Here is a 23,425-nt window from a genome sequence, read left to right on the forward strand (position 1 = left end):
GATCCACCGGACACGCTCTAGGGCTGCGGCCCGTGCGGGCCGGTGATGAGGAAGACGGCGAGCGCGGCCAGGCAGAGGAAGCCGGCCGCGCTCACGCCGGCCACGTTGAAGCCGTGCACGAGGGCCTCGGTGGGCGGGCCGTGGTGGTGGCGGGCCGCGGCCGTCCCGGCGATCGTGCTGAGCAGTGCGGTGCCGAGCGACGCCCCGACCTGCTGGGAGGTCATCACCATGGCGCCGGCGACGGCGCTGTCGGGGCCCGCGCCGAGCGTCGCGGTGCTGTTGGCGGTGACCAGCACCCAGCCCGTGCCGAGCCCCACCAGCAGGAACACCGGCATGACGTGGGTCCAGTAGCCGCTGTCGGGCCGCAGCAGACCGAGCAGGGCGAGCCCGGCCGCGATCGTCAGCAGGCCGGGGCACAACAGCGACCGCACCGGGGCCCGTGCCATCAAGCGGCTCACCGCCCGCACTCCGGCCATGAGCCCGACGGTCAGCGGCAGGAACCCGAGGCCCGCCCGTATCGGCGAGTAGCCGAGTACGTTCTGCAGGTAGAAGGTGAGGAAGAACAGCGCGGCGAACATGCCCACCGCCAGGCCGAACACCGCCAGGTACGATCCGCCGCGGCGGCGGTCCAGGACGACCCGCGGAGGGAGCAGGGGGCTCCGCGCGCGGGTCTGGACCAGGACGAAGGCGGCCAGCGCCAGGACTCCGGCGGCCAGCGGGCCGCAGGTGGACGGGGCGGTCCACCCGTCGGGCTCGGCGCGGGCGAACCCGAGGACCACGGCCATCAGGCCCACGGTGGCGAGGACCGCCCCGGTGACGTCGATCCGCACGCCTGCCGTGCGGGGCGCGGGGCGCACGGTGTACAGCACCCCGGCCGCGGCGAGGGCCGCGATCGGCAGGTTCACGTACATGCACCAGCGCCAGTCGAGGTAGTCGGTGAGCACCCCGCCCAGCAGGACGCCGAGGCCGGAGGAACTTCCCATCACGGTGCCGTAGATGCCGAACGCCTTGCCGCGCTCGCCGGGCGTGGGGAAGGCGGCGGCGAGCGTCGCGAGGACGGCCGGCGTGAGCAGGGCGCCGGACAGGCCCTGGAGGGCCCGTCCGGTGAGCAGCGCCGCCGGGCCGGTGGCGGCGCCGCCGAGCGCCGAGGCGGCCGCGAACCCGGCCAGCCCGGTCAGCAGGACGCGCCGGCGGCCGATCAGGTCCGAGAGCCGCCCGCCGAGCAGCAGCAGGCCGCCGTACCCGAGGGCGAAGAGCGTGATCACCCATTGCCGGGCCGGGTCGGTCAGGTGGAGGGAGCGCTGCACGGAGGGCAGCGCGATGTTCATGATCGTCAGGTCGATACCGATCATGAGCTGGGCCGTGGCGACCGTGGCCAGCGCCCACCACCGCCGGGGGTCCGGGACGGTGGCGGGCGGCCGCGTCGCGGCGGTCGTGGCGCTCACGGCTGGAACATCCCGTTCAGGTTCGCGGCGGTCTCCGGGATCGGCTGCATGACGTCCCGGCGCTCGACGAGCTTGTTGGTCTCCAGTTTCGGATCCATGCTTCTCCTATAAGTGAACGGCTGTAGCGCTACGACTGTAAGGCAACGGTCGTCGCAATACAATGCCGAGCATGGACGCGACATCCACGCCCCCGCCCGCATCGGCTCGGGGCCGCAACCGGCGAGGTCAGGGAGAACGGCTGCGCCGCGACATCGTCGACGCCACCCTGCGGATGCTGGACGAACTAGGAGACGACGAGGCGCTGTCTCTGCGCGCCGTCGCGCGCACGGTCGGCATCGCCGCGACCTCGGTCTACATTCACTTCGCCGACCGCGACGCCCTCGTCTACGCCGCACTGGAGCAGTGCACTCGCGACCTCCTGAAGGACCTGGAACAGGCCGAGTCGGCAGTCGACGACCCGGCGGCCCGGCTGCGGGCGCGCCTGCTGTTCCTCGGGACCTGGGTCCACGACCACGGGGGGCTGTACAAGGTGCTGCACGAGAGCACTCTCAACCAGCGGATGCGCCTGGCGTTCAAGGAGGAACTTGCCGAGCGCGCCACCGCCGCCGTGCAGCGGTGCATCGACGCGGGCCTCGCACCCGCCGCCGACGCCGCCGAGGTCGCGTTCGACCTGCGCGCGGCCGTGCACGGCGCCGTGTCGATCCGGGTCAACGAACCCGCCCTGGCACTGCCGCCCCTGGCGGACCAGATCGACCGGTTCCTCGTCAAACTCGTCGGCGTGCGCCTGCCGGAAAGCGGAGATCCAGGCTGATTCTCCGTCCCGGTGTCAGCCTGCTCAGCCACAGCGGGCATCGCCGCGGCGCCGACGACAACACCGGGCGCTACGACACCCTGTTCACCTACGGCGTCCGCGCTCTGCGACGCCTCCATGCCTGCGTGCCGTTCGGGATCAGACGGCCGAGCCGGCATCCCCGGGTGCCGACCACTGGTCCAAGAGGTATCAGTCCGTCAGCCCCCGTCACCCGGGTGCCGAACTCGAAGGACCGCGGCCCTCCGTCCCCGGCTCACCGTCGACTCCGGTTGAACCACGCCTCGATCGACTGTTTGTAGCCGTCGGGCATGCGCAGACCGTGTACCTGACCGGCGGTGAACAGGCCGAGCTGCTGGTGCTCCTGACTCACGACGGGTTCTGTGTCGGGATTCAGGACGGTGCAGCCATAGGTGACGATGACAACGCGCCGCTCCGGCGACGTCTCGGGCAGCGGCTGATAGATCCACACGTCCAGGAGTGGACCCGCTTTGGCGCTCCAGCCGGTCTCTTCCTGGATCTCTCGCTCCACCGCCGCCTCGGGGCTGCCATCACCGGGTTCCAATCGGCCGCCGGGCAGCTCCCATTCGTCGCGTTCGTTCTTCACCAGCGCTACGCGGCCGCCGACCACTGCGACACCTTTGACGGATACCGGCCAAGTCGGGGGGTTGCTCACCTTGACGGTCCTCGCAGTCAGCGATCAGGGCGCGAACGGGCTGGAGCGGCCTCACCGGGCCGGGCAGGCCTTGGCCAGTGTGGCTCAACGACGGCGCCGGTCATCTGGTGTCTCAATGATCACCGGCTCCGCCCTTGGTGAGAGCCTCCCATGTTCCGGCCACGTCCGGGTCGGCGCGGTCGAGCTTGCCGCGCTTCTCCATGAACGTGGACAGGTTGATCCGTTGCGCCGCCGTCGACCGCGGCCCGCAGCAACTCGTGCAGGCGCACCTTGCCCTCCCGGTCCAGCCGTGCGAACGGGGAGTGCTCGGCGGTATGCCGGATGACGCGATCCCGCAGGGCGCACCCCTCGGCGGTGAGCTGAATGACCTTCACGCGACGGTCGCTGAGGTGCGGGAGCCGGCGGACCAGACCGAGTCTCTCCAGCCGGTCGATCCATCGAAGTCGCAGTCGACGCATCGACCTGGAGTTGATCCGCCAAACGGCGGGCGGTCATCTCCTCCTCTCGGCTCAACCGCCAGAGCGCATCGGTCTGGGTGTCGGTGAGCCGCGCCGTGATCCGCCTGCCGGCGGACCCGGTGCCGGCTTCAACTGCTCCCGAAGGTGCGCCGGTAGGCGGTGGGGGTGGTGTCCAGCGCACGCCGGAAGTGCAGCCGCATGTTGGCGGCGGTGCCGAGTCCGCACTCACGTGCCACGCGGTCCACCGGGTGGTCGGTGGTCTCCAGCAGTTCTCGTGCTCGGCCGAGACGGGCGTTGAGCAGCCACTGCAACGGGGTCGTGCCGGTCTCCTCAGTGAACCGGCGCATGAGGGTGCGCTGCGAAAGGCCGGCGTGCCGGGCGAGTTCACGTAGCGTGATCGGTTCGCCGAGGCGTCGCATGGCCCATTGCCGAAGCCGAGTGCGACGCACTCGCGGACGAGCATGCACAACGCACCGCAGGGGTTCGTCCTGTCATGTCTTCAGCGTGTCTGAAGCGCCTCTGACCTGGTCGATCGGCGCCTTGGCGTCCGGCTTGATCGTCCAGTATCTCCCGGCGCCCACCCGGCTCGTCTACCTCGTGTTCATCGGGGTCTTCCTCGCGCAGGCCCTCGGTGTGGCGCTGCTGACGGAAGCCACCGGCCGCAGGCCCGGACTGCGTGCCGCTCTCATACCCGAACTCGCGGTGCCCCGGCATCTGCGTCGTCTCCTTCTCGCGGTGGCACCGGTGTTGTTCGCGGTGTGGTCACTCGGCGGCTTCTACGGGTCACTCGCCCCGGCGCTGGCCCGGCAGTTGTCGGGCTCGGACTCCGCCGTGATCGGCGGACTCGGGCTGGTCGTGCTCACCGTGGTCTCGTCCGTCACCATCGTCGCGTTCGCGCGAATCCCGCCCAGGACAGTGATGTTCCTGGGGATCACGCTCCTCGTACTCGGCTCGCTCGGTACCCTCCTTGCCGTCGAGGCGTCTTCAGTCACGGGGTTCTTCGCCTGCACTCTCGTCTGTGGGATCGGTTTCGGTGCGGGGTTCCAGGGCGGGATGCGCACCGTCGTGCCACTGGTCGCAGAACACGAGCGCGCAGGCGTTCTCTCTTCGATCTATGTGATCTGCTACCTGGGCATGGGACTGCCCGCCGTGGTCGCCGGGATCCTCGTCGTGCACGGTGGTGGGCTGTCGACCGCGACCAGGGACTACTCGTTGTTCGTGGTCACGTTCGCGGTCGCGACACTGATCAGCCTGCTGCGCGTTCGCGGCCGGACGCGGCCCGCGAGCCTGACATGCGCCGCTCACGACGACGTCCGCTGTGCGCCGAGCCCGAACCGCTGACCGCCCGCCGGGCGCCTCCTTGCGCGGTGGACCACCGCCAAGGCGAACGGGCACCGCGTCGGTCATTCCCTGCACGACCTCGCCTCTCTCGAGTTCAGATGAGTTCTGGCCGCCCCGGCGCCTCATCGCCTATGACCCAGATCACTTCGCTCGTTCTTCAACACTTGTGCTCCGGTCCGCGTATCCCGACCAGCTGATGCAGATCGCGCTAAGGGGGCCTCATGTCCGATCGCCCGACAAGCCGCTTGTCGCGGCGCACGGTCATCACCACGGCCGCGGGGGCCGCCGGTGTCGCCGCGGCGGGGAGCGTGCTGGCCGCGAGCGATCGCGATGCCGCGCCGTCGCGTCCGTCTGGGACCGTGCCGTTCCACGGAGCGCACCAGCCGGGCATCGCCACTCCACAGCAGCGATACGCGCTCTTCGCGGCCTTCGACCTGGAGACCACCGACCCATCGACCAGCGAGCGCCTGAACATCGAGCAGACGGAGGCGAACCTGCGGCAGCTCATGCAGGAGTGGACGGACGTCGCCGAACGCCTCGTGCAGGGGCGTCCGCCCGGACCCAGACCCGGTCGACGACCGGACCTGCCACCGGACTCCGGCATCGCCGACGGCCTGGCACCGTCCCGCCTGACGATCACTTTCGGCCTGGGCCCTGACCTGTTCGAGCGGATCGGCCGACAGCGGGACCGGCCTGGACGGCTGGCCCCCCTGCCGGCCTTCCGCGGCGACCGGCTGGAGGCGGCGTGGAGCGGCGGTGAGCTTCTCATCCAGGTCTGCGGTGACGACCTGCAGATCATCAGCCGGGCCTTCCGCGCGCTCCGCAGCCGCGTCCCGGGAGTGGCCCGGCTGCGCTGGAGCCAGCAAGGGTTCCTGGGCCGGTTCGGTGACGCCACGCCGCGCAACCTGTTCGGCCACAAGGACGGCACCGCCAACCCTCGCCCAGGGAGCGCCGAGTTCGACCGGACGGTGTGGGCCGCGACGGCGGCCGGACCGGCCTGGTTCGCCGGCGGCACGTACCTGGCCTTCCGGAAGATCCGCATGGACCTCCCGAAGTGGGACACCGCTACCGCACACACGCAGGACCTGACATTCGGGCGGCGGCGCGACGATGGAGCCCCGCTCAGCGGCGGGCACGAATTCAGCGCACCCGACCTCGCCAAGACCGGGCCGGACGGCATGCCCCTCATTCCCGCCGACTCCCATCTCGCCCTGATCCGGGACATCCCGATGATGCGCCGCTCGTACAACTACGACTATGGCGTTCAGGGGATCGCGGAGCCGATCGGCGGGCACCACCACGCTGCGGGCGCGGATCATTCTCACAGCGGCGGCATGCTGAAACACTCCGGCAGCGGTCACGACTCCTACGACGCGGGACTGCTTTTCTGCGCCTACCTGAGCGATCCCGCCCATTTCGTCCGCGCCCAGCACCGGCTGGCCGAATCCGACCGGCTCAACGCATTCATCCGGCACACCGCCAGCGCGGTGTTCGCCATCCCGCCGGGTGTGCGGCCCGGAAAGTACGTAGCCGCCGACTTGTTCACGGGCCGGTGACGATGGCCTCGCGGCAAAGCAGGGCCGCCGACCGTGACTCAGGACGCATTTCGATGCGGTATACGGCGCCACATGATTGCGTCCTTGCCGGGTGTGAGGAGGTCCGTGCGCTGGTGACGACCGCATGGTTCGGCCGCGTCGGCGAGGGCGCGAGCAGCACGCGCGGGCCGCGGGCCGCGCTGCCGGTTCGCGGTTCAGCCGGGCAGGTCGGCCAGGACGGCTTCGGCGGCACGGCGGCCGGACACCAGGGCCCCCTGGATGGATCCGGTGTCGCGGTGGTCGCCGCAGACGTAGCGTCCCCTGCGTATCCGCACCGGGCGACGCAGCCGCAGCGGCGGGGGCATCGCCGGGAGAGCGGCTTCGATCGGATAAGTGGCGATCAGCTGCCACCGGGCGGTGTCACCGTAGATCTCCTCCAGCCGGCCGCGCACGCGCGACTCGTCGGCGTCGATCCCGAGCACGGAGGTCGAGATGAGTGCGCGGCCGTCGGCGGAGTACTCGGGCGCCGCGTCGGTGAGGACGAGGCTGTCGGTGATGACCCCCTCCGCGTCCAGGACCTGCAGGGGCTCCTCCAGCGGGGACTTCGGCGCCGCGTGGTAGAAGGTGGTGACGGCCCGCATGGCGGGCGCCTCGATCTCGGGGACGAGGGCGGCGGCCCGGGCGGGGTCGGTCGCCACGATGACGGCATCGGCCTCGAACGTCTCGCCATCGGAGGTCTGCACCCCCTCACCGGTGACCGCTCGCACGGCGGTCTCCAGTGAAAGCACTCCGTCCGGCAGCCGGGCCGCGAGTTGCTCCGGCATCCGTCCCATGCCGAGGGCGGGGACGCCGATCGTGCCGCGTGCGAACGACCGCCAGATCAGGTGGAAGAAGCGGCTCGAGGTCTCCAGCTCCCGTTCCAGCAGCACTCCGGCCAGGAACGGGCGCAGCAGCTTTTCGGTCATCTGCTCGGAGATGCCCCAGTGGCGGAGTTCCGCGGCCGTGTCGCGTTCGGCTCCGTGCATGATCCGGGAGGCTGGGAACGTCAGGTCGCGGGCGGTCATCGCAGCCAGCGCGGCCTTGTCGCGGACGGAGCCGATGTCGGCGAGGGCGCCGCTCAGCGCATGCCGCGGGTGCTTCCACGGGAGCATCACGCGCTCACGCCGTCCCTGATGGAACACGAGCAGACCGGAAGCGAACGGCCTCAGGTCCAGGGCCGGGATGTCCAGGACACGCCTGGCCTCGGGATAGGCGGTGTTGAAGACCTGGAACCCCCGGTCAAGACGGAATCCGTCGACGATGTCGGTCCGCGTCCGGCCCCCGACCCCGTCGGACGCCTCCAGCACCTGCACCGGCACCCCGGCCTCATGCAGCCTGACCGCACACGCCAGACCCGCCAGGCCGGCGCCGACCACGACGGCACCAGACACGTGACCCCCACCTTCCGTAACGGCCCCCGAACGGGCGGTCCGCCCCCACGGTTCTCCTGCCCACCCTGTGGCCCCTTACCCGGTCGTCATCCGCCGTGTCGACGCCTCGGCCGCCCGCTCGTCGGCGTCGCGGAACGGATCACGCGGTGCATTCGGGGGACGGATGGGCCCAGCCCGTCCGTGACACCCCGCAACGTTGATCCACGTCATACGTTGAGCGTCCGTCTTGACGGGTGCCACCTGCCGCGGCGGCTTCCGCCGCTGCGCCTGAGGTTGCGCCGCGCTGGGCGTGGGGCATGGCTGAGCCGTGCGGCTCCTGGCCGAGGCGGGCGGCTGTCAGGACACGAAGTAGGTGGCGATGTGCTCGTGGACGTAGTCCGACAGCCGCTTGCAGGCCGCCCTGGACTCGGTGCCGACCCACTTGCCGTCCTCCAGGACGACGCCCCCGGCCACGAAGTCATTGACGCTGAAGGGCTCCCGGGAGATCGCACCATCGTGTTGTCGCGGTCGCACGGGCGGCAGTGGTTCTTCGTCCTGGCACATCGACGGAAGCCCGCGGAGGAGATGCGGTCATACAGGGCGGCTGGTGGCCTAGGTCACATGGACGTGGCGTCACGGGGGGCGGGTCGGCGGCATCTCGTGTTTCGTCAGGGCGCCACGCGGACGACCCGCGCGGCACCTCCCCTCAAGGAGTCAGGACGAAGTCATGGAGCCTCGTTTCAACCTGTTCGCCAACGAGCTCGGCACCAAGATCGGTAAGCGGATCGCCGGCGTCAGCCTCGCGATCCAGGAGTCGCCGCTGCCCAAGGGCCTGGTGGAACTGGTGGAGTTGCGCGCCAGCCAGATCAACGGCTGCGGCTTCTGCGTCGACGCCCACGCCAAGGAGGCCGCGGCCGCCGGCGAGACCGCCGTCCGAATCAACCTGGTGGCCGCCTGGCGGGAGTCGACGGTGTTCACCGAGGCCGAGCGGGCCGCGCTCGCGCTGGCCGAGGAGGGCACCCGGCTCGCCGACGCCCACCAGGGCGTCTCGGACGAGACCTGGGACCAGGTCCGCAAGCACTACGACGACGACGAGACCGTCGCGCTGGTGTCCCTGGTGGCGATGATCAACGCGGCCAACCGGCTCGGCGTGATCCTGCACCAGAAGGGCGGATCGTACGAGGCCGGCGCGTTCGCCGACATGGCGAGTTAGCCGGACAAGGGAACATCGGCCCGGGCCGGATCTTCCGATCCGGGCCGGGCCCGCGCGTCCGCAGCACAGCGACCCCGATCGAGCTCGCCGAGGGCAGGATCAGCGGGTTCCCGGCATCCGGCACCCCCGACAAGCATCCCGCCCTTGAGGTTCTACGGCCCCTCACCCGCGGCGACGCGCAAGCGCGGTGATCTTCCTCTCCGGAAGCACGTCAGGCCCGTGGGGCGGCAGCACTTCCCACCACCTCTTTCCTCAAGGATTCACCGAGCATGACAGATCTCAGCGAGCTGACCGGCGACTACGTCCTCGACACCGCCCAGACCCGGATCGGATTCGTCGCCCGGCACACGATGGCCACCAGGGTGCGCGGGCGCTTCGAGGAGTTCGAGGGCGCGCTGTACCTGGACGGCGGCCACCCGTCGAAGTCCGACGTACGGCTCACGATCCGGACGCGGAGCATCCAGACCCGCAACTCGCAGCGCGACGACCTCCTGCGCGCCAAATTCCTGGGGGTGACCGACCATCCGACCGCAACCTTCAGTTCGACGAGGGTGGAGCAGACCGATGGCACGAAATTCAAGGTCACCGGTGACCTCGGCATGCGGGGTGTGATCAGACCGGTCACCGTGGACGTTGAGTTGACGGGCACCGACGAAGTCACGCGAGTCGGCTTCAAGGGCAGCGTCACGATCGACCGCACTGACTGGGGTGTGAACTGGAACACCGCCACCAAGATCATGATCAGCCCGAGCGTGACGGTGGAGTTCGAGGCCACGGCGATCCGACAGCCCTGACAAGGTCCGCCTTCACGCGACCGGCCCTCCAGGGCGGCTCTTCCACAGGGACCCACTCGCGGCCCTGCGGAAGAGCCGCCTCCGCATCCAGCACCGCCCGCGGTCACTAAGATCCGACGTCTCGGCATCCTGGCGTCAAGGGTGCTGCCGATGATGCGGGTCGAGCCGACGGTTTCGTCCAGCGTTCCAGGGGTTCGCGCCGCCGGGACGGCCAGACTCCCCGGACACGCGGCCCGCCGAGGATCGTCCCGGTGGACGGCATGACGGTGCGTGGCGTCCGATCGCGGGCTCGCCCGGGTCACCGCAGGCCGGAGTGCAGAAACGCCGCGGTGATCCGGCGAGCCGCGACGAGGTAGACCGCGATGACCGGGACCGTGGCGAGCATCGCGGCGGCGAGGAGCGGGCCGGGATTACTCGCCTCGGTGTTGGTGAACAGAGTGAGACCCATCTGGATCGTGGTGTGCCGAGGGCTGGGCGCCGCCACCATCGGCCACACGTACTCGTTCCAGGTATTGATGAACGAAAGGATCGCCACCGCGCTCAGCGCCGGCCGCAGCAGGGGAAGCACCACGTACCAGAAGATCCGGAACGAGCCGGCGCCGTCCATGTGCGCGGCCGAGAAGAGCTCTTCGGGGAGGGCCTGGATGTTCTGCCGCAGCAGGAGCACCGCGAGGGCACAGGCACCGAACTGCGGCACGATCAGCCCTGGGAAGCTGTCGACCCAGTGCAGCCGCGAGATGAACACGAACTGCGGGATGATCAACGTGTGCGCGGGGACGAGCACCGCGATCGTGACCGTGGCCATGAGCACGCGTGCTCCGCGGAAGCGAAGCCGCGCGAGCGCATAGGCGGCGAGTATCGCGATCGTGATCTGGCCCACCGTCACGACCGCGGCGGTGACGAGGGTGTTGAACAGCAACCGGAACAGCGGGAACTGGCGGCCGGCGACCCGGTAGTTCGCGAGGGTTCCATGCAACGGCAGGGGATTGGAACCGTAGAGGTCCTGGACGGGCTTGAACGAGCCGGCCAGCGCCCAGAGCGTCGGGAACAGCATCAGGAGGCAGGCCGCCGCGAGGAACGCATGCCAGCGGATACGCCTCCATCGATTCCTCCAAGTGATCATGAATTCACCGCTACGGCTCGACGGCACAGGCGGCGGGCCGCCAGGGGGACGCCCAGGACGGTGATCAGCACCACCGCCGCGGCCGATGCCTGACCCGTGTCGAAGAACGTGAAGCCGTAGGTGTAGAGGAGGTAGTAGATGTTGTCGGTGGCGCCGTCGGGACCGCCCTGCGTGAGCACCGACACGTTGGCGAACGCCCACTGTCCCCCCAGCATCACGCAGATGCCGGCCAGCAGGCCGGTCACGGGCCAGAGCTGCGGCACGACGACGAGCCTGGTCACCTGCCGTTCGCCCGCACCGTCGATCCGCGCGGCGTCAAGGGACTGCGGGTCGAGGCCGTCGAGCGCGGCGCCGTACAGCAGCACGTTCAGCCCGATGATCTTCCCCGCGGTGATCAGCGCGATCGCGACCAGCGCCGTGCGCGGATCGCCGAGCCAGTTGACCGGACGGATTCCGAGCAGGCCGAGGGTCTCGTTGAGCACCCCGCCCAGCGGGTTGAGCACGAACTGCCACGACACCGCGTTGGCGATGGGCGCGAGGACGACGGGCACGAAGAGCAGCGCGCGGTAGGTCGACGCGGCCCGGCCCGGCCGCTTCCACAAGGTGATCGCCAGTCCCATCGGCACGGCGGTGGCGAACGGAAGCAGGCAGGCCACCAGCAGCAACGTGCGGACCATGGCCATCGGGAACTGCCGGTCGGCGACGAGCGAGGCATAGTTGTCCAGCCCGGCGAAGCCGGGCGTGCCGGTTCCGTCCCAGTGCAGGACGCTGAGCACCACGGTGAACACCAGCGGCCCGTACACCCAGACGGTGAGGACGACCAGGGCAGGACTGAGGTAGCCCAGGGCTCCGGACCGCCGGTGCACCGCTTTGCTCACTGACCGACCAGCCCGCGGATCGTCTTCGCGGTCGCCTGCATGGTCTGCTGCGCGTTCGCTCCCCGCAGCATGATCGGCGCCACCGCTTCGTCCTGCAGCGTGAGAACGGCCTGCTGCGCCTTCGGCCCGCTGAAGGAGGTGTAGGGCATGAGATGGTCCAACTGGGCCAGGGTGGGAAGCAGCCGCTTGTCCTTGTCGAAGTAGCTCTTCAGGTAGCGCGGATCGGTCACCGTGGCGGGCCGCAGGGGCAGATAGCCGATCTTGGCGGTGATCGTCGTGAACGCCTGTTCGCTGGTCAGGAACTTCACGAACGTCCATGCGGCGCGCTGCTTGGCCGGGTCCTTCGACAGCACTGCGAGCCCTGCGCCGGAATAGGTCGGGCGGGCGGGGCCGGTGCCGAAGCCCGGGAAGCCGGTGGCCTGCACCTCGAACTTGCCGGAAGCCGCCGCGTCGAGGGCGGCGAGCACCGCCGTGGAGGTGACGAGCATGCCCAGCTTGCCCGCCTTGAACGCCGCGATGGCGTCGGCCTCGCTGACACCCGGCTGCGCCCCGGACTGCGTCAGGTCTGCCAGCGTCCGCATCGCCTGGACGGCAGGCGGCTGGTCGAGCGTGACCTTGCCGTCGGCGTCGACGAGCGAGCCGCCGTTGCTGTTGACGAGGGACTGGGTGAGGAAGTCGGACTTGCCGGCGCCGGCCGCGTCGACGTAGACGCCCTCCGCTCCCTTCTTCACGATCTTGAGCGCGGCGCTCTTCATCTCGGCCATGGTCGTCGGCGGCTTGGCCGGGTCCAGGCCCGCGGACCGGAACAGGTCGGCGTTGTAGAACAGCGCCGGGACCGACATCGTGTACGGCATCGCGGCCGTCACACCCTTGTGACGCGTCGCGGCGAGGACGGCCTGGTTGAAACCGGCGCTGGTCTGCCGCCAATCCTGCGCCGTGGCGATCTCCTGGACGGGTGTGATCGGCAGGCTCTGGTACGCCTGCGCCATCTTGCTCCAGCCGATCTGCGCGACATCGAAACCGTTGCCGGAGAGGCTGGACGTGCGCAGCTTGGTGAGGACGTCGGCGACGGCGACGCCCTGCGGTTCGATCTTGATGGAGGGATTGGCCTTCTCGAAGGAGTCGATCAGCTCCTGCGTACCCTTTCCGCCCAGATCGGCGGTGCCGTAGTTGTAAGAGAGGAAGGACAGCGTCACGGTCTTGCCGACGGCGGCGTCGCTGCCGGACGAGCATCCCGCGATCGACGACGCTGCCACGGCCAGCACGGCGAGAGCGACGCGCGGTCGGCTCACGCCTGCGCGCACCTTTTTATTGATCATTTGGGGGTCTCCTAGGGGGATCAAACAGGGAACTTCGCGAACGGGGTGGCGATGTGGACCGGACCGCCGAACCGGGCGGCGGCGCGTCTCCGGCTCTTCTCCAACCAGGAGGTGTCGGCCGACACGAAGTGAGTGAGCACGAGTTGCCCGGCGCCGGCGGACATGGCGACCTCGGCCGCGTCCTCGGCGCACAGGTGGCCGTGGGGGCCGGAGTCCGGCTCGTCCAGCGTGCACTCGGCGAGCAGCAGGTCGGTTCCCGCGGCGAGGTCGTCGAGTGCCGCCGTACGGCCGGTGTCCCCCGTGTAGACGAGGATCCCCTCGGGGGTTTCGACGCGGACACCGCAGTTCGGCACCGCGTGCTTGAGGAGTTCCAACCGGATTTCCGCGCCCCCGACAGCGAATCGCGCACCGGGGGCATATTCACGGACGTCGAAAGCCAACTCGAACGCACGGTCAAGGGCCGGCATCGTCACGACCGGAAAGATTTCAGCGAGCCGCTCGAAACGCTCCGCGGAGCCGACCGGAACATAAAGCGGAATCCGGGATATCCGCACATCCGCCTGCGGTGGCGATCCGGCGGTCGGATAGCGCAGATTCGCGGAGAGCAGTGTCTTGCCGACCGGGAGCAGGTCGTAGCAGTGGTCGAGATGAACATGGGTGATGACGACCGCGTCGAGCATCTCCGGCGTGCCGACCCTGCTCAACGCGGTCGCCACTCCCGGCCCGCAGTCCAGCAGCAGCCGGGTCGGCGCCGCGTCGGGCCCCAGCGAGACCAGGTAGCCCGAGCCGGCCTGACCGTCCGCAGGCATCCCCGAGCGGCAACCGAGTATCGTCAAATTCATCAATTGATCTTCGCTCGTTTCCCTGAGATTGAAAGGTTCACACGGCCGATGCCGCAGGCCCGAAATCAAGCATGGCAAGGCGGCACATCCCGGGCAACAAAGGAAATCCGAATCGGCGATTGAGTACACCAATCGCCGCCGCCATGAGGGTCGGCTCGGTGGAACGTCGCGGTGACAGGTCGGCGGCCTGAGGCTGGGGCACCGATTTCAGATGGTGGACGGCGGCCGGACAAGCGACGAGGACCTGACCGGTCCCCCGTCGCGTCGGTCAGAGACCGACAGCCGCGAACGGCGCCGCCGCCTCGAGACCTGCCAGGAACACGCGTGCCCCCGGGGACGAATCCCGCGCCGGCCACACCGCGCATACGTCCAGCGTGGGCTCCGGCTCCACCAGCGCGACAGCGGACAATCCCATGGCGGACGTCTCGACCGCGCGCGTCGCGGAGGCGAACCCGACCACCGTCCCGGTGGCGATGACCATGGCGGTGGCCATCGAGTCGTTCACCTCGTCGGTGACGTTCAGCCTGATCCCGCTCTGCTTCGCGGCCTGCGACAGCGCGTCGTGCGAGGCCGGGCTCAGCTCTCGGCTGAAGAGGATGCTGCGGTGCTCGGCCAGTTCGCGGAACGGCATGGAGCGCCGTCCGAACAGCGGATGACCAGGCGCGACCAAGGCCATCAGCGGCGTACGGAACAGCGCTCGGGACGCGAAGTAGGGGCCCTCGGGCACGCCGAACAGCAACGCGACGTCCAGCCTGCCCGCCACGAGGTCGGCCAGCTGCGGCCCGGAGCGCTTCTCGACCAGCTCAGGCCTTAGCCGCGGGTACGCCTGGGCCAGCCGGTCCAGCGTGAGCGGCAGGACCCGGCGGCCGGCCGGGTAGTTGAACCCGACCCGCACCGTGCCCGCATACCCCGATCCGACCTTCCTGGTCATCTCGACCGCGTCACGCAACTGATCGAGCAGCCTCCGCGCCTCCGCGCGGAAGACCTCACCGGCCTCGGTGAGCGTGACATGGTGCGATCCGCGGTCGACGAGCCGGACGCCCATCGAACGTTCCAGCCGTTGCAGGTGCTGGCTGAGGGACGGCTGGGAGATGTGCAGCGCCGCGGCGGCCCTCCCGAAATGCAACTCGTCGGCGATGGCAAGAAACGACTCAAGGTGCCGCAGCTCCACGCACATCCCCCTCCCGGAAGGTCCGTTGCCGGACAAACCGGCCTGGTCATGATGCACCGGCAAGCTGACCAGCGGGTGACGACCGGCGTTCTCCGCGGTAACGAGCCAGGGCTCCGACCTGGGCAGACAGGCCACGGGCAGCCGCGCTCGCGGAGTTCGGAGATCTGCGATGAGTTCCGTACCGGGGCCGCAGCCCGGCTTCTGGTACCTGCCCACGCTCATGGAGCGCGCACCCTGGCCGCAGACCCTCGGTGACACGCTCGCCGACCTGGTCGACGAGGGGCATCCGCTCGTGGTCGGCACCGCGGACCTGAAGCGAATTTTCTCCCGGGGCTCAGCCGGCCAGGGTGCCGCCGAAGATCTGCCAGGCCAGGGCCGACTTGGCGGTCAGGCTCAGCACGATGTAGCCCTTCTCGCCGAAGAGGTAGTCGGCCCAGCGTCCCTTGGCGCGGTACTGCAGCCATTGGTTCAGCGCGAAGATGTTGAAGAGGACGAACAACGAGACGATGATCCCGTACACGAAGGCGGGCGGCTCGGCCTGCGACGGCGACTTCGGTGCGATCGTGTAGATGACGATGGCGATCCAGGGCACGGCCCCGGCGATGCATCCGAAGGTGAACGGCAGCCACCCGTGAGCGGCGGGCTCCTCGTACTTCTCCTGGAGCCAGCCGAAAAGAATCATCGCCGCGTTCACACCGAAGATGGCGATCAGTGCCGCGACGTCGGCGATGCCGACGAGCTGGGAGATCAACACGATCATCAGCGAAGCGGACAGGGAGTACTCCACCCAGCGGGCCCTGTTGCGTCGCCGCTCGAGGTCGAGCACGTAGCGCCGCCACCAGACCGTGCAGACGAGCAGATGCGCGATTCCTGACAGAGCCAGGAAGGCGGCCACGGCGAAGCCGGTCGGCAGGCTGAACAGCACCACCGGGTTCTGTGGAGCCGTTCCCGGCGGCCCGGCCAGATAGGCCGCGGTGACCGGCAGGGAGAAATCGGTGGCCAGCACGCCGATCAACACCGCCTGGACGGCGTGCAGCACGGCGGCCGCCGCGTTCCCGCGCCGCAGGCTCCGTCGCTGACGTCGATCCATGCCTGCTCCTGGGAGAGTGTCGTCGCGCTGTGTCACTACCCGCTGGATCCCAAGGGACGTTCACTACCCGCTCATTGGAGCTTTCCGGAAGCGCAAGGCTGCTCGCCGGACCCGTGCAACCGCTCGCCGCGTCCCCGTTCGGAGACCAGCGCCACCACCTCGGGCCGGTGATGCGCTCCGGAGCCGGTCACCGTAACGACCTCCAGTCGGGGGCGTGTGGCCGGAGGAGCAGACAGAAGCGGGCTCGGGGATGCCGGACACGGTTGGTTTCTCCCTGGCCGGGCGCTAACGGGCTTGGCCGTCGCCGGGCCGATCAGGCGGTCAGCCCAAGATCCTCACAGTACGGTTCTCGGCAATATCGGCGTCTCGAAGACTCCTGGGACGACATCGTGCTTCTTGCAGATTTCGTCAACCGCGAGTCCGCAGAAGTCCCGCGGTACAGGCACGTCCACCCCGGACGCGCCGGATCGAGATTCAGTCCGGCGAGACAGGCACAGACCCCATGCCTCTCCGGATCAGGTGCCGCCATGAGGCTGACCAGGTCGTTCAACACCGCGGCTCAACGGCGGGTCAGCTGGGCGGTGAGCCGGGTGAGCAGGGACACGCAGTTCCGCAGTTCCCGTTGCTCGCCGACAGTGAGCGTGTCGTGAATGGCGTTGTGCAATGAGGTGGCGCGGCGGTCGCGGTCCTGTCGCAGGCGTTCTCGCCCGGCTTCGTCGATGCGCAGGAGCACCTTGCGACGGTCATCGGGGTGCGGTTCGGCGGCCACCAGGCCGGCGCTCAGCAGTTCTTTGACCGTCTTCGCGGCCGACTGGTGGCTCACCATCCGCCGCTGTGCCAGGTCGGCGGTGGTCTGCGGGCCGTCCCGGTCGAGGTAGCCGAGGATGGCGGCCGCGCCGCCAGGCATGGTGTCGACGGCCCGCACCGCGCGTACCAGCGCACCGATCGCCTGCCGCAAGTCTTCGGCCAGTGTGTCGTCCACCTCTTCACCCTACCCTTGCCCTCACAACCAGGTTGTATAGTTTGATTGTACAGCTTAGTTGTATATCTGGGAGCGAACCTTGCAGCTCACGAAGTTCGGGCACGCCTGTGTCCGCGTCGAATCCGACGGCCGGCGGCTGGTAGTCGACCCCGGCGGCCTGACCGATCCGCGCGCGCTCGACGGCGCCGACGCGGTCCTGGTCACCCACGAGCACTTCGACCACTTCTCCGAAGACACGCTGCGTCAAGCCTTCGCGGAGAACCCGCGCCTGCTCCTGTGGACCAACACCGCCGTCGGAGGCAGACTCGCCGACCTCGGCAAGCGCGTGACCGTCGTCGGCGACGGCGAGGCGTTCACCGCGGCCGGCTTCGACGTGCAGGTCTTCGGCACCTGGCACGCTGTCATCCACCCCGACATCCCGCGCGTGGCCAACATCGGCTTCCTGGTCAACGGCGCCCTTTTTCACCCCGGCGACGCGCTGACCGTGCCGGACACGGCCATCGACACCCTGCTGCTGCCCGTGCACGGCCCTTGGTCCACCACCGGGCAGCTGATCGACTACGTGCGCGAAGTGAAGCCGCGGCAGGTCGTCGGCGTCCACGACGGCGCCCTCAACGACGTCGGCGGCGCAATGGTCGCCGGCCTGCTGGGCGGCAACGGCCCCGGCACCGGCAGCCCCTACCAGCGACTGACCCCCGGCGCGTCCGCCGAGATCGCCTGAACATGCGTCGCCACGACCCGACACGAGGCGCCCAAGGCGGTCACGCGCGTCCACGGCGACCGGCGGGCCGTCCTCGACGCCGTGGCGGCGATGACAGCCGCGAACCGGTCAAGGCCGTGGCCGAGCGTCGTGAATGCCCACCTGGGTGGTGACGACGTGCGCCCCTCGGTGTCGCGTCCATGATCTGCCGACCGCGCTCCAGGTACTCGCGCAACACCTCCCATCTGCCGCACGTCCTGCCGCAGGCCGGCGGCGACGTCACGCTGCATCGCCGAGGAATTTCCAACCTGAGTCCGCAGGTCACGGGCCGGTTGCATCCCGCGCGGCCTGAGTGATGACAAGAGAGCTCCTGGTAGATCGAGTTTTGCGACGATCTCGACCCCCAAGAGCTCCGATGATGCGGCGGGAGAAGCAGTCCAGTACGGCTGCGCAGTACAGCTTCCCCTCTTCGGTCGGATGCTCGGTGATGTCGGTGCCCAGAGCTGGTCAGGCACCTGGACGTCGAAGGTCCGCTTGCGTACGAGCCCGACCCGAACGCTTGAGTCTCGTCAGTCACCGGGCTCTGACACCGTTCACCCCTCGTACGGGCGTTCGCGGGTATGAGAAATCGGGCCGTCGAGGACCGTGTCGGGGTAGCCCCTGGCCTTCGAGCCGACCTCCAGTTCGATCTGCTCGTGGCTCCCGTCAGCGTAGACCAGGGAAACCGGAAACTTGATGAAGGTGCCTTCGGTGTTCCAACTCGTCGAGCGGGCGCCTCCAACGTCGAAGGACACGAGGGGTGCCCCGCTCGACAGAAACCCCTCGCAGTCTTCCATCGCCAAATCGGATGTGTCGTCCTGCATGTCGCAGGCCTTTATCCATTTGCGCTGACGAACGAGATCCAGATAGGCGACCAGGGTCGCGCGCGCTCGGGCCTCGTCCCGTTGCCTCATGGCGTTTCCCTCTGAGATGAAGGTCCACACTGCGATGATGCAGCCGGTCACGAGTATGGCGAACACAAGTATGGCGATCCAGGCCGCCGGGCGCGGGCGTGTCATGGGCGGAAACGCTACGCGCTGCGACAAGTTTTCGAATGTAGAAGTTGTGGTGAAATGTGGAGAGCATGTGAAGATTTCGTATGCCAGGTGCCCGGTGTTGATGCCATTGGCCACGTACCGGCCTTCCGGATCACCACCCCACCCACACGATCTTTAGGACAGTCCCCGCCCTGGACGCCGAACACAACCGCGCCGCCGGAGAGTTCATCGAGCAGTTCAGAAACAACGACCACGTCCTGGACGGCTCGACCCCTTCTGCATCACCATCACCCCCTGAACCCGAACAGAGTGGCGGGCCGGTCCCCCGGGTCTGGCGGTGGTGGGCGTGCCCATCGGGACGGCCATCACGTAGAGCGGTAGTCGCGGCCGCATCTCGGCGGTGGCCCGGTGCCGAGGTGACCGCCGATCGGTTCGGCGACCCCCGGCCAGGTCGCGGGCGTCGGCGGGGCTGAGAGCCGCCTTCCCCCGCCCGCCACTCGCTACCCGACGCCTACCGCAGCAGTGCTGCCGTGTGGCGGGCCCCTGGGGCTACGTGGCCGGCCTGGCCGCGCGGAGAACGCGCGAATGCGACCGTCTCGGCGAGCGCCTGTTCAAGGCCGACACCCTCCAGCGCTACGAGACCCTGGTCGACTTCGACACCGTCAAGACCGGTCTGGCCCTCCCGCTGCCCGCGCCACGGCCCACTCGACCACACGACGGGCGGCCATGAGCAAGGTGGAGACCTGACGTCGGCGACACCCGGATGGGAAACGACGACGCCGACGGGAGCCGCCCGCTGTGGGCGACCCCCGCCGGCGGTCGCGTTCCGATCAACCGCTCAGATCGTGCGCGCCCCTAGGACGTGCTCAGCACGTGGGGATCCCCGAGGAGACGTTGGTGACGTTCCCGGAGTAGATCCAGCCTGGGTCCCAGTACTCCCCTGCGGGCGGCTCCGGACGGACGTAGTACCAGGTGTTCCGCGCGTCGTTGACGAACTTGCATCGGACCCACAACTTCTGGCTCTTGGGCATCGAGGTCCACCCGATGGGGTCACAGGTGACCGACGGGCCCTCCCGCAGTTTCATCGGCTTGTTGGTGCGCAAGGCGGCCACGCCCACGCCGAGGCCGATGGCGGCGACGGTCGTCAGACCGAGCCGGGTGATCTTCTTCGTGCCGAAAGCTGGTATCTCCATCTCCTTTTCGAGTGTGCGGCGGCTCTTCTGAAGGCCGGGCAGTCGCACCGCCTCCGAGTAAAGGGCTAATCCGTCACTCGAAGCATTTGTCGGCGCACGCATACCGGCCCCCTGAGACCTCCTTTCCCAACCGTGGACGAGCCTGGACGCGCTCTTCCGCGTCCATCAGCAACCTGCGTCGGAGCCAGCTGCGCCACAAGGGGATCTTCGTCCGGGACACCTGCTGTGGCCTGCACAAAGGAATAAGAGCAGTGTCCCGGACAGCGCCGGACAGCCGTTCGGACGGCACCGATTCCCGGACACCAAAAATGATCACCTGTGGACACGATCCGGCGACGCCGCGTTACCCGGGGACATTGCCCCTTGTCAGAGATCTTTGAATGCGGTCATCATTCTTTGCATACGCGGCGGGTGCCATTCGGGCGGCAGGGGGGAACGTGGCGCAGGAGATGGTTTTTCCGGAGGACATGCGGTCCAGCGGAGAGTTCGTTTCGTCCCTGCGCCACCTGAAGCAGCGGTCGGGAATCTCCTACCGGCAGTTGGAGCGGCGGGCGGAGGCAGCGGGCGACACGCTGCCCCGCAGCACCATCGCCCAAGCCCTCACAGGCGAAACCCTGCCACGACGAGAAACCGTCGAAGCATTCGTCCGCGCCTGCCTCGGCCCCGAACAAGCCGTGACGGAGGCGGCGCAATGGCTGGCGGTCTATGACCGCCTGGCCGGTGACGGGCCGCCGGTCCACGCCATGCCCCCGCGCAGACCTTCCTACTGGTCGACACCAGGCCGGTTCGACCACAGCCGAGAGCGGCCGCGAGCAGGACGCGCAACCGGATCCGGCGATACGCGGTCGCGCTGTCGGCCGCCATGCTGCTCATCCTGAGCGGCTCCACGGCGCCGCCACTCGCGGCCCCGACGGCCGAGCCGGTGGCCTGGTGGCAGTTCGACGATGCCGGGAACGGCCTCGCCGCGGACTCCCGAGGCCGCCATCCGCTGAGGACGGCCGGCCGGGCGAGTCGAACCGACGCTCCCAGCGGGCAGGCGCTGCTGCTCGACGGCACCGCCCACACCACAGCCCCGGACGCGGTGTTCCGCACGGATCTGGAATCCACGCCTTCTCTCCGTACATGACGACTCACTCGACAGGGCCTCGCGGGCGGTGGAGTCTGTCGACGACGCGTGAATACTGACCCCCAGGCGACGGCCGAAATCTGACCCCCCACTGTCACTGTGGAGGGTGATCAAGGTGGAGGACTGGGCTGAGATCCGCCGGTTGCACCGGGCGGAGGGCATGCCGATCAAGGCGATCGCCCGGCGGATGGGCATCTCGAAGAACACCGTCAAGCGGGCGCTGGCGGCCGATGAGCCGCCCAAGTACCGGCGGGCGGGGAAGGGCTCGATCGTGGACGCGGCCGAGCCGACGATCCGCGAGCTTTTGGCGGAGTTCCCGGACATGCCCGCGACGGTGATCGCCGAGCGGATCGGGTGGGAGCGGTCGATGACGGTGCTCAAGGACCGCATCCGGCAGTTGCGGCCGCAGTACAAGCCGGCCGATCCGGCGTCGCGGACGGCGTATCAGCCCGGTGAGCTGGCCCAATGCGATCTGTGGTTCCCGCCGGCGAAGGTGCCGGTGGGAGCCGGGCAGCAGACCAGCCCGCCGGTGCTGGTGATGGTGTCGGGGTATTCGCGGTGGATGCTGGCGCGGATGCTGCCCTCGCGGGCGGCCGGAGACCTGTTCGCCGGGATGTGGGCGCTGCTGGGCATGCTGGGCGCGGCGCCCAAGACGCTGGTGTGGGACAACGAGGGCGCGATCGGGCAGTGGCGGGCAGGGTGTCCGGTCCTGACCGCCGAGGCCAACGCGTTCCGCGGCACCCTGGGCATCAAGATCGTGCAGTGCCGCCCCGCCGACCCCGAAGCCAAGGGCCTGGTCGAGCGGGCGAACGAGTATCTGGAGACCTCGTTCCTGCCGGGCCGGTCCTTCACCAACCCAGGCGACTTCAACGCCCAGCTGGACCACTGGCTGGCGCATCGCGCCAACGTCCGTCACCACCGGCGGATCGAGTGCCGGCCCGCCGACCGGATCGTCACCGACATGGCGGCGATGGTGCCGCTGCCGCCGGTCGCGCCGGTGGTCGGCTGGCGCACCTCGACCCGGCTGGCCCGCGACCACTACGTCCGGATCGCCTCCAACGACTACTCGGTGCATCCCTCGGTGATCGGCCGGCTGGTCGAGGTCGTCGCCGACCTGCAGGAGGTGAGGGTCACCTGCGGCGGGCAGCAGGTCGCCGCGCACCCGCGCTGCTGGGCGGTCCACCAGACCATCACCGACCCCGCGCACGCCCAGGCGGCCGCGGCGATGCGGCGGCTGCGGCTGCAGACCACCCGGCCACCCGCCGACACCGAGGTCGAGCAGCGGCGGCTGAGCGACTACGACGCCCTCCTGGGAGTCCAGGACATCGGTGCCGCCGGCATCGAGGGGGTGGCGTGATGGCACCCCGCACCAAGGCCACCACCACCAAGGCCACCGCCACCAAGGCCACCGCAGCGGGCGCCGTGACGGGCACTGGCGGCCGCAATGTCGAGGCCGAGCTGGCCTACCTCACCCGGGTGCTCAAGGCGCCGTCGCTGCACGCCGCCGCCGCTCGTCTGGCCGAACGCGCCCGGGAGGAGTCCTGGACGCACGAGGAGTTCCTGGCCGCCTGCCTGCAACGCGAGGTCGCCGCCCGCGAGGCCCACGGCGGCGAGGCCCGCATCCGCACCGCCCGCTTCCCCGCCCGCAAAGCCCTGGAGGACTTCGACTTCGACCACCAGCGCTCGGCCAAACGCGAGGTCATCGCCCACCTGGGCACTCTGGACTTCGTCGCCGCCCGCGAGAACGTGGTGTTCCTGGGCCCGCCCGGCACCGGCAAGACCCACCTGTCGATCGGGCTGGGCATCCGCGCCTGCCAGGCCGGACACCGCGTCGCCTTCGCCACCGCCGCCCAGTGGGTCTCGCGGCTGGCCGACGCGCACGCCGCCGGACGGCTGCAAGACGAACTGACCCGGCTCGCCCGCGTCCCGGTCCTGATCGTCGACGAGGTCGGCTACATCCCCTTCGAGGCCGAGGCCGCCAACCTGTTCTTCCAGCTGGTCTCGTCCCGTTACGAGCGGGCCTCGCTGATCGTGACCAGCAACAAGCCGTTCGGCCGCTGGGGCGAGGTGTTCGGCGACGACGTCGTCGCAGCAGCCATGATCGACCGCCTCGTCCACCACGCCGAGGTCATCAGCCTGAAGGGAGACAGCTACCGCCTCAAGAACCGTGACCTGGGCCGCGTCCCCGCGGCCAACACCACCAACGACGAGCAGTAACGACCAACAACGTCAGGGGGTCAACTTTCAGACGTCGCCAGGGGGTCAGAATTCGGCCGTCGTTGACA

23 protein-coding genes and 1 pseudogene are annotated in these 23,425 nt (G+C 69.3%); 11 read left to right on the forward strand and 13 right to left on the reverse strand.

What is annotated here, in order from left to right:
* Window positions 1-17: 17 nt before the first annotated feature.
* Window positions 18-1,445 carry an MFS transporter gene (locus tag K4S16_RS38505; RefSeq protein ID WP_235037354.1) on the reverse strand — a complete coding sequence of 476 codons (1,428 nt, stop codon included), beginning with the start codon at window positions 1,443-1,445 and terminating at the stop codon, window positions 18-20.
* Window positions 1,446-1,614: 169 nt separating this feature from the next.
* On the opposite strand from K4S16_RS38505, the gene K4S16_RS38515 reads away from it, so the two are divergent.
* Window positions 1,615-2,256 (forward strand): TetR/AcrR family transcriptional regulator, encoded by a 642-nt coding sequence (locus K4S16_RS38515; RefSeq protein ID WP_235037355.1) that lies wholly within the window; start codon window positions 1,615-1,617, stop codon window positions 2,254-2,256.
* A gap of 253 nt (window positions 2,257-2,509) precedes the next feature.
* On the opposite strand, the gene K4S16_RS38520 is transcribed toward K4S16_RS38515, so the two are convergent.
* A complete protein-coding gene (locus tag K4S16_RS38520; protein WP_149264022.1) occupies window positions 2,510-2,929 on the reverse strand; it encodes an NUDIX domain-containing protein in 420 nt (139 codons plus the stop codon).
* Between the two features lie 586 nt (window positions 2,930-3,515).
* Window positions 3,516-3,806 carry a helix-turn-helix domain-containing protein gene (locus tag K4S16_RS38530; RefSeq protein WP_200842356.1) on the reverse strand — a complete coding sequence of 97 codons (291 nt, stop codon included), beginning with the start codon at window positions 3,804-3,806 and terminating at the stop codon, window positions 3,516-3,518.
* Between the two features lie 283 nt (window positions 3,807-4,089).
* Between K4S16_RS38530 and K4S16_RS47070 the strand changes: the two are divergent.
* Window positions 4,090-4,218 (forward strand): annotated as a pseudogene (locus K4S16_RS47070) (MFS transporter); the annotation flags it as partial.
* Between the two features lie 731 nt (window positions 4,219-4,949).
* Complete coding sequence (locus K4S16_RS38540; RefSeq protein WP_149264024.1) at window positions 4,950-6,284, forward strand: Dyp-type peroxidase; 1,335 nt, start codon at window positions 4,950-4,952, stop codon at window positions 6,282-6,284.
* A 194-nt stretch (window positions 6,285-6,478) separates the two neighbouring features.
* Here the strand turns inward: K4S16_RS38540 and K4S16_RS38545 are convergent, their stop codons facing one another.
* Complete coding sequence (locus K4S16_RS38545) at window positions 6,479-7,693, reverse strand: NAD(P)/FAD-dependent oxidoreductase (RefSeq protein WP_149264025.1); 1,215 nt, start codon at window positions 7,691-7,693, stop codon at window positions 6,479-6,481.
* A 706-nt stretch (window positions 7,694-8,399) separates the two neighbouring features.
* On the opposite strand from K4S16_RS38545, the gene K4S16_RS38550 reads away from it, so the two are divergent.
* Together K4S16_RS38550 and K4S16_RS38555 are read left to right on the forward strand one after the other, a co-directional pair.
* Entirely contained in the window at window positions 8,400-8,885 is a 486-nt protein-coding gene (locus K4S16_RS38550; protein WP_149264026.1) for a carboxymuconolactone decarboxylase family protein, read from the forward strand.
* A 269-nt stretch (window positions 8,886-9,154) separates the two neighbouring features.
* On the forward strand, window positions 9,155-9,679 hold the full coding sequence (locus tag K4S16_RS38555; RefSeq protein ID WP_149264027.1) for a YceI family protein: 525 nt from the start codon (window positions 9,155-9,157) through the stop codon (window positions 9,677-9,679).
* Window positions 9,680-9,977: 298 nt separating this feature from the next.
* Here K4S16_RS38555 and K4S16_RS38560 read toward each other — a convergent pair whose 3' ends face one another.
* From K4S16_RS38560 to K4S16_RS38590, 7 genes are all read right to left on the reverse strand, one after another.
* Complete coding sequence (locus tag K4S16_RS38560; protein WP_149264028.1) at window positions 9,978-10,802, reverse strand: carbohydrate ABC transporter permease; 825 nt, start codon at window positions 10,800-10,802, stop codon at window positions 9,978-9,980.
* Complete coding sequence (locus K4S16_RS38565; RefSeq protein WP_149264029.1) at window positions 10,799-11,680, reverse strand: carbohydrate ABC transporter permease; 882 nt, start codon at window positions 11,678-11,680, stop codon at window positions 10,799-10,801. The genes K4S16_RS38560 and K4S16_RS38565 overlap by 4 nt, the downstream gene beginning before the upstream one ends.
* A complete protein-coding gene (locus K4S16_RS38570) occupies window positions 11,677-12,972 on the reverse strand; it encodes an ABC transporter substrate-binding protein (RefSeq protein WP_200842357.1) in 1,296 nt (431 codons plus the stop codon). Before K4S16_RS38570 ends, K4S16_RS38565 begins: the two co-directional genes overlap by 4 nt.
* A gap of 47 nt (window positions 12,973-13,019) precedes the next feature.
* Window positions 13,020-13,910, reverse strand: coding sequence for an MBL fold metallo-hydrolase (locus tag K4S16_RS38575; RefSeq protein ID WP_200842358.1), 891 nt, complete (start codon window positions 13,908-13,910; stop codon window positions 13,020-13,022).
* Between the two features lie 199 nt (window positions 13,911-14,109).
* Window positions 14,110-15,012 carry a LysR family transcriptional regulator gene (locus K4S16_RS38580; RefSeq protein ID WP_149264031.1) on the reverse strand — a complete coding sequence of 301 codons (903 nt, stop codon included), beginning with the start codon at window positions 15,010-15,012 and terminating at the stop codon, window positions 14,110-14,112.
* A gap of 334 nt (window positions 15,013-15,346) precedes the next feature.
* Window positions 15,347-16,102 carry a heliorhodopsin HeR gene (gene heR / locus K4S16_RS38585; RefSeq protein WP_149264032.1) on the reverse strand — a complete coding sequence of 252 codons (756 nt, stop codon included), beginning with the start codon at window positions 16,100-16,102 and terminating at the stop codon, window positions 15,347-15,349.
* Between the two features lie 559 nt (window positions 16,103-16,661).
* The gene (locus K4S16_RS38590) at window positions 16,662-17,084 is read right to left on the reverse strand and encodes a MarR family winged helix-turn-helix transcriptional regulator (protein WP_200842360.1); all 423 of its coding nucleotides are present in this window, start codon (window positions 17,082-17,084) and stop codon (window positions 16,662-16,664) included.
* 79 nt (window positions 17,085-17,163) lie between these two features.
* Here K4S16_RS38590 and K4S16_RS38595 point away from each other — a divergent pair, with 79 nt between their 5' ends.
* Window positions 17,164-17,805, forward strand: coding sequence for an MBL fold metallo-hydrolase (locus tag K4S16_RS38595; protein WP_149264033.1), 642 nt, complete (start codon window positions 17,164-17,166; stop codon window positions 17,803-17,805).
* Between the two features lie 572 nt (window positions 17,806-18,377).
* On the opposite strand, the gene K4S16_RS38605 is transcribed toward K4S16_RS38595, so the two are convergent.
* Window positions 18,378-18,842: a hypothetical protein gene (locus K4S16_RS38605; RefSeq protein WP_149264034.1), complete on the reverse strand. Its 465-nt coding sequence runs from the start codon at window positions 18,840-18,842 to the stop codon at window positions 18,378-18,380.
* Between the two features lie 511 nt (window positions 18,843-19,353).
* On the opposite strand from K4S16_RS38605, the gene K4S16_RS38610 reads away from it, so the two are divergent.
* Window positions 19,354-19,551, forward strand: a complete 198-nt coding sequence (locus tag K4S16_RS38610) for a hypothetical protein (RefSeq protein WP_149264035.1) — start codon at window positions 19,354-19,356, stop codon at window positions 19,549-19,551.
* A 136-nt stretch (window positions 19,552-19,687) separates the two neighbouring features.
* Here K4S16_RS38610 and K4S16_RS38615 read toward each other — a convergent pair whose 3' ends face one another.
* On the reverse strand, window positions 19,688-20,014 hold the full coding sequence (locus K4S16_RS38615) for a hypothetical protein (RefSeq protein WP_149264036.1): 327 nt from the start codon (window positions 20,012-20,014) through the stop codon (window positions 19,688-19,690).
* 467 nt (window positions 20,015-20,481) lie between these two features.
* Here K4S16_RS38615 and K4S16_RS47075 point away from each other — a divergent pair, with 467 nt between their 5' ends.
* From K4S16_RS47075 to istB, 4 genes are all read left to right on the forward strand, one after another.
* Window positions 20,482-20,892, forward strand: coding sequence for a helix-turn-helix domain-containing protein (locus K4S16_RS47075; RefSeq protein ID WP_375708365.1), 411 nt, complete (start codon window positions 20,482-20,484; stop codon window positions 20,890-20,892).
* The gene (locus K4S16_RS38625; protein WP_149264038.1) at window positions 20,877-21,140 is read left to right on the forward strand and encodes a hypothetical protein; all 264 of its coding nucleotides are present in this window, start codon (window positions 20,877-20,879) and stop codon (window positions 21,138-21,140) included. Before K4S16_RS47075 ends, K4S16_RS38625 begins: the two co-directional genes overlap by 16 nt.
* A gap of 106 nt (window positions 21,141-21,246) precedes the next feature.
* Window positions 21,247-22,497 (forward strand): IS21 family transposase, encoded by a 1,251-nt coding sequence (istA, locus tag K4S16_RS38630; protein ID WP_149264039.1) that lies wholly within the window; start codon window positions 21,247-21,249, stop codon window positions 22,495-22,497.
* Window positions 22,497-23,357: an IS21-like element helper ATPase IstB gene (gene istB / locus K4S16_RS38635; protein ID WP_235037357.1), complete on the forward strand. Its 861-nt coding sequence runs from the start codon at window positions 22,497-22,499 to the stop codon at window positions 23,355-23,357. Before istA ends, istB begins: the two co-directional genes overlap by 1 nt.
* Window positions 23,358-23,425 lie beyond the last annotated feature (68 nt).

This window comes from Actinomadura sp. K4S16 (genome assembly GCF_008327685.1).
GTDB lineage: Bacteria > Actinomycetota > Actinomycetes > Streptosporangiales > Streptosporangiaceae > Spirillospora.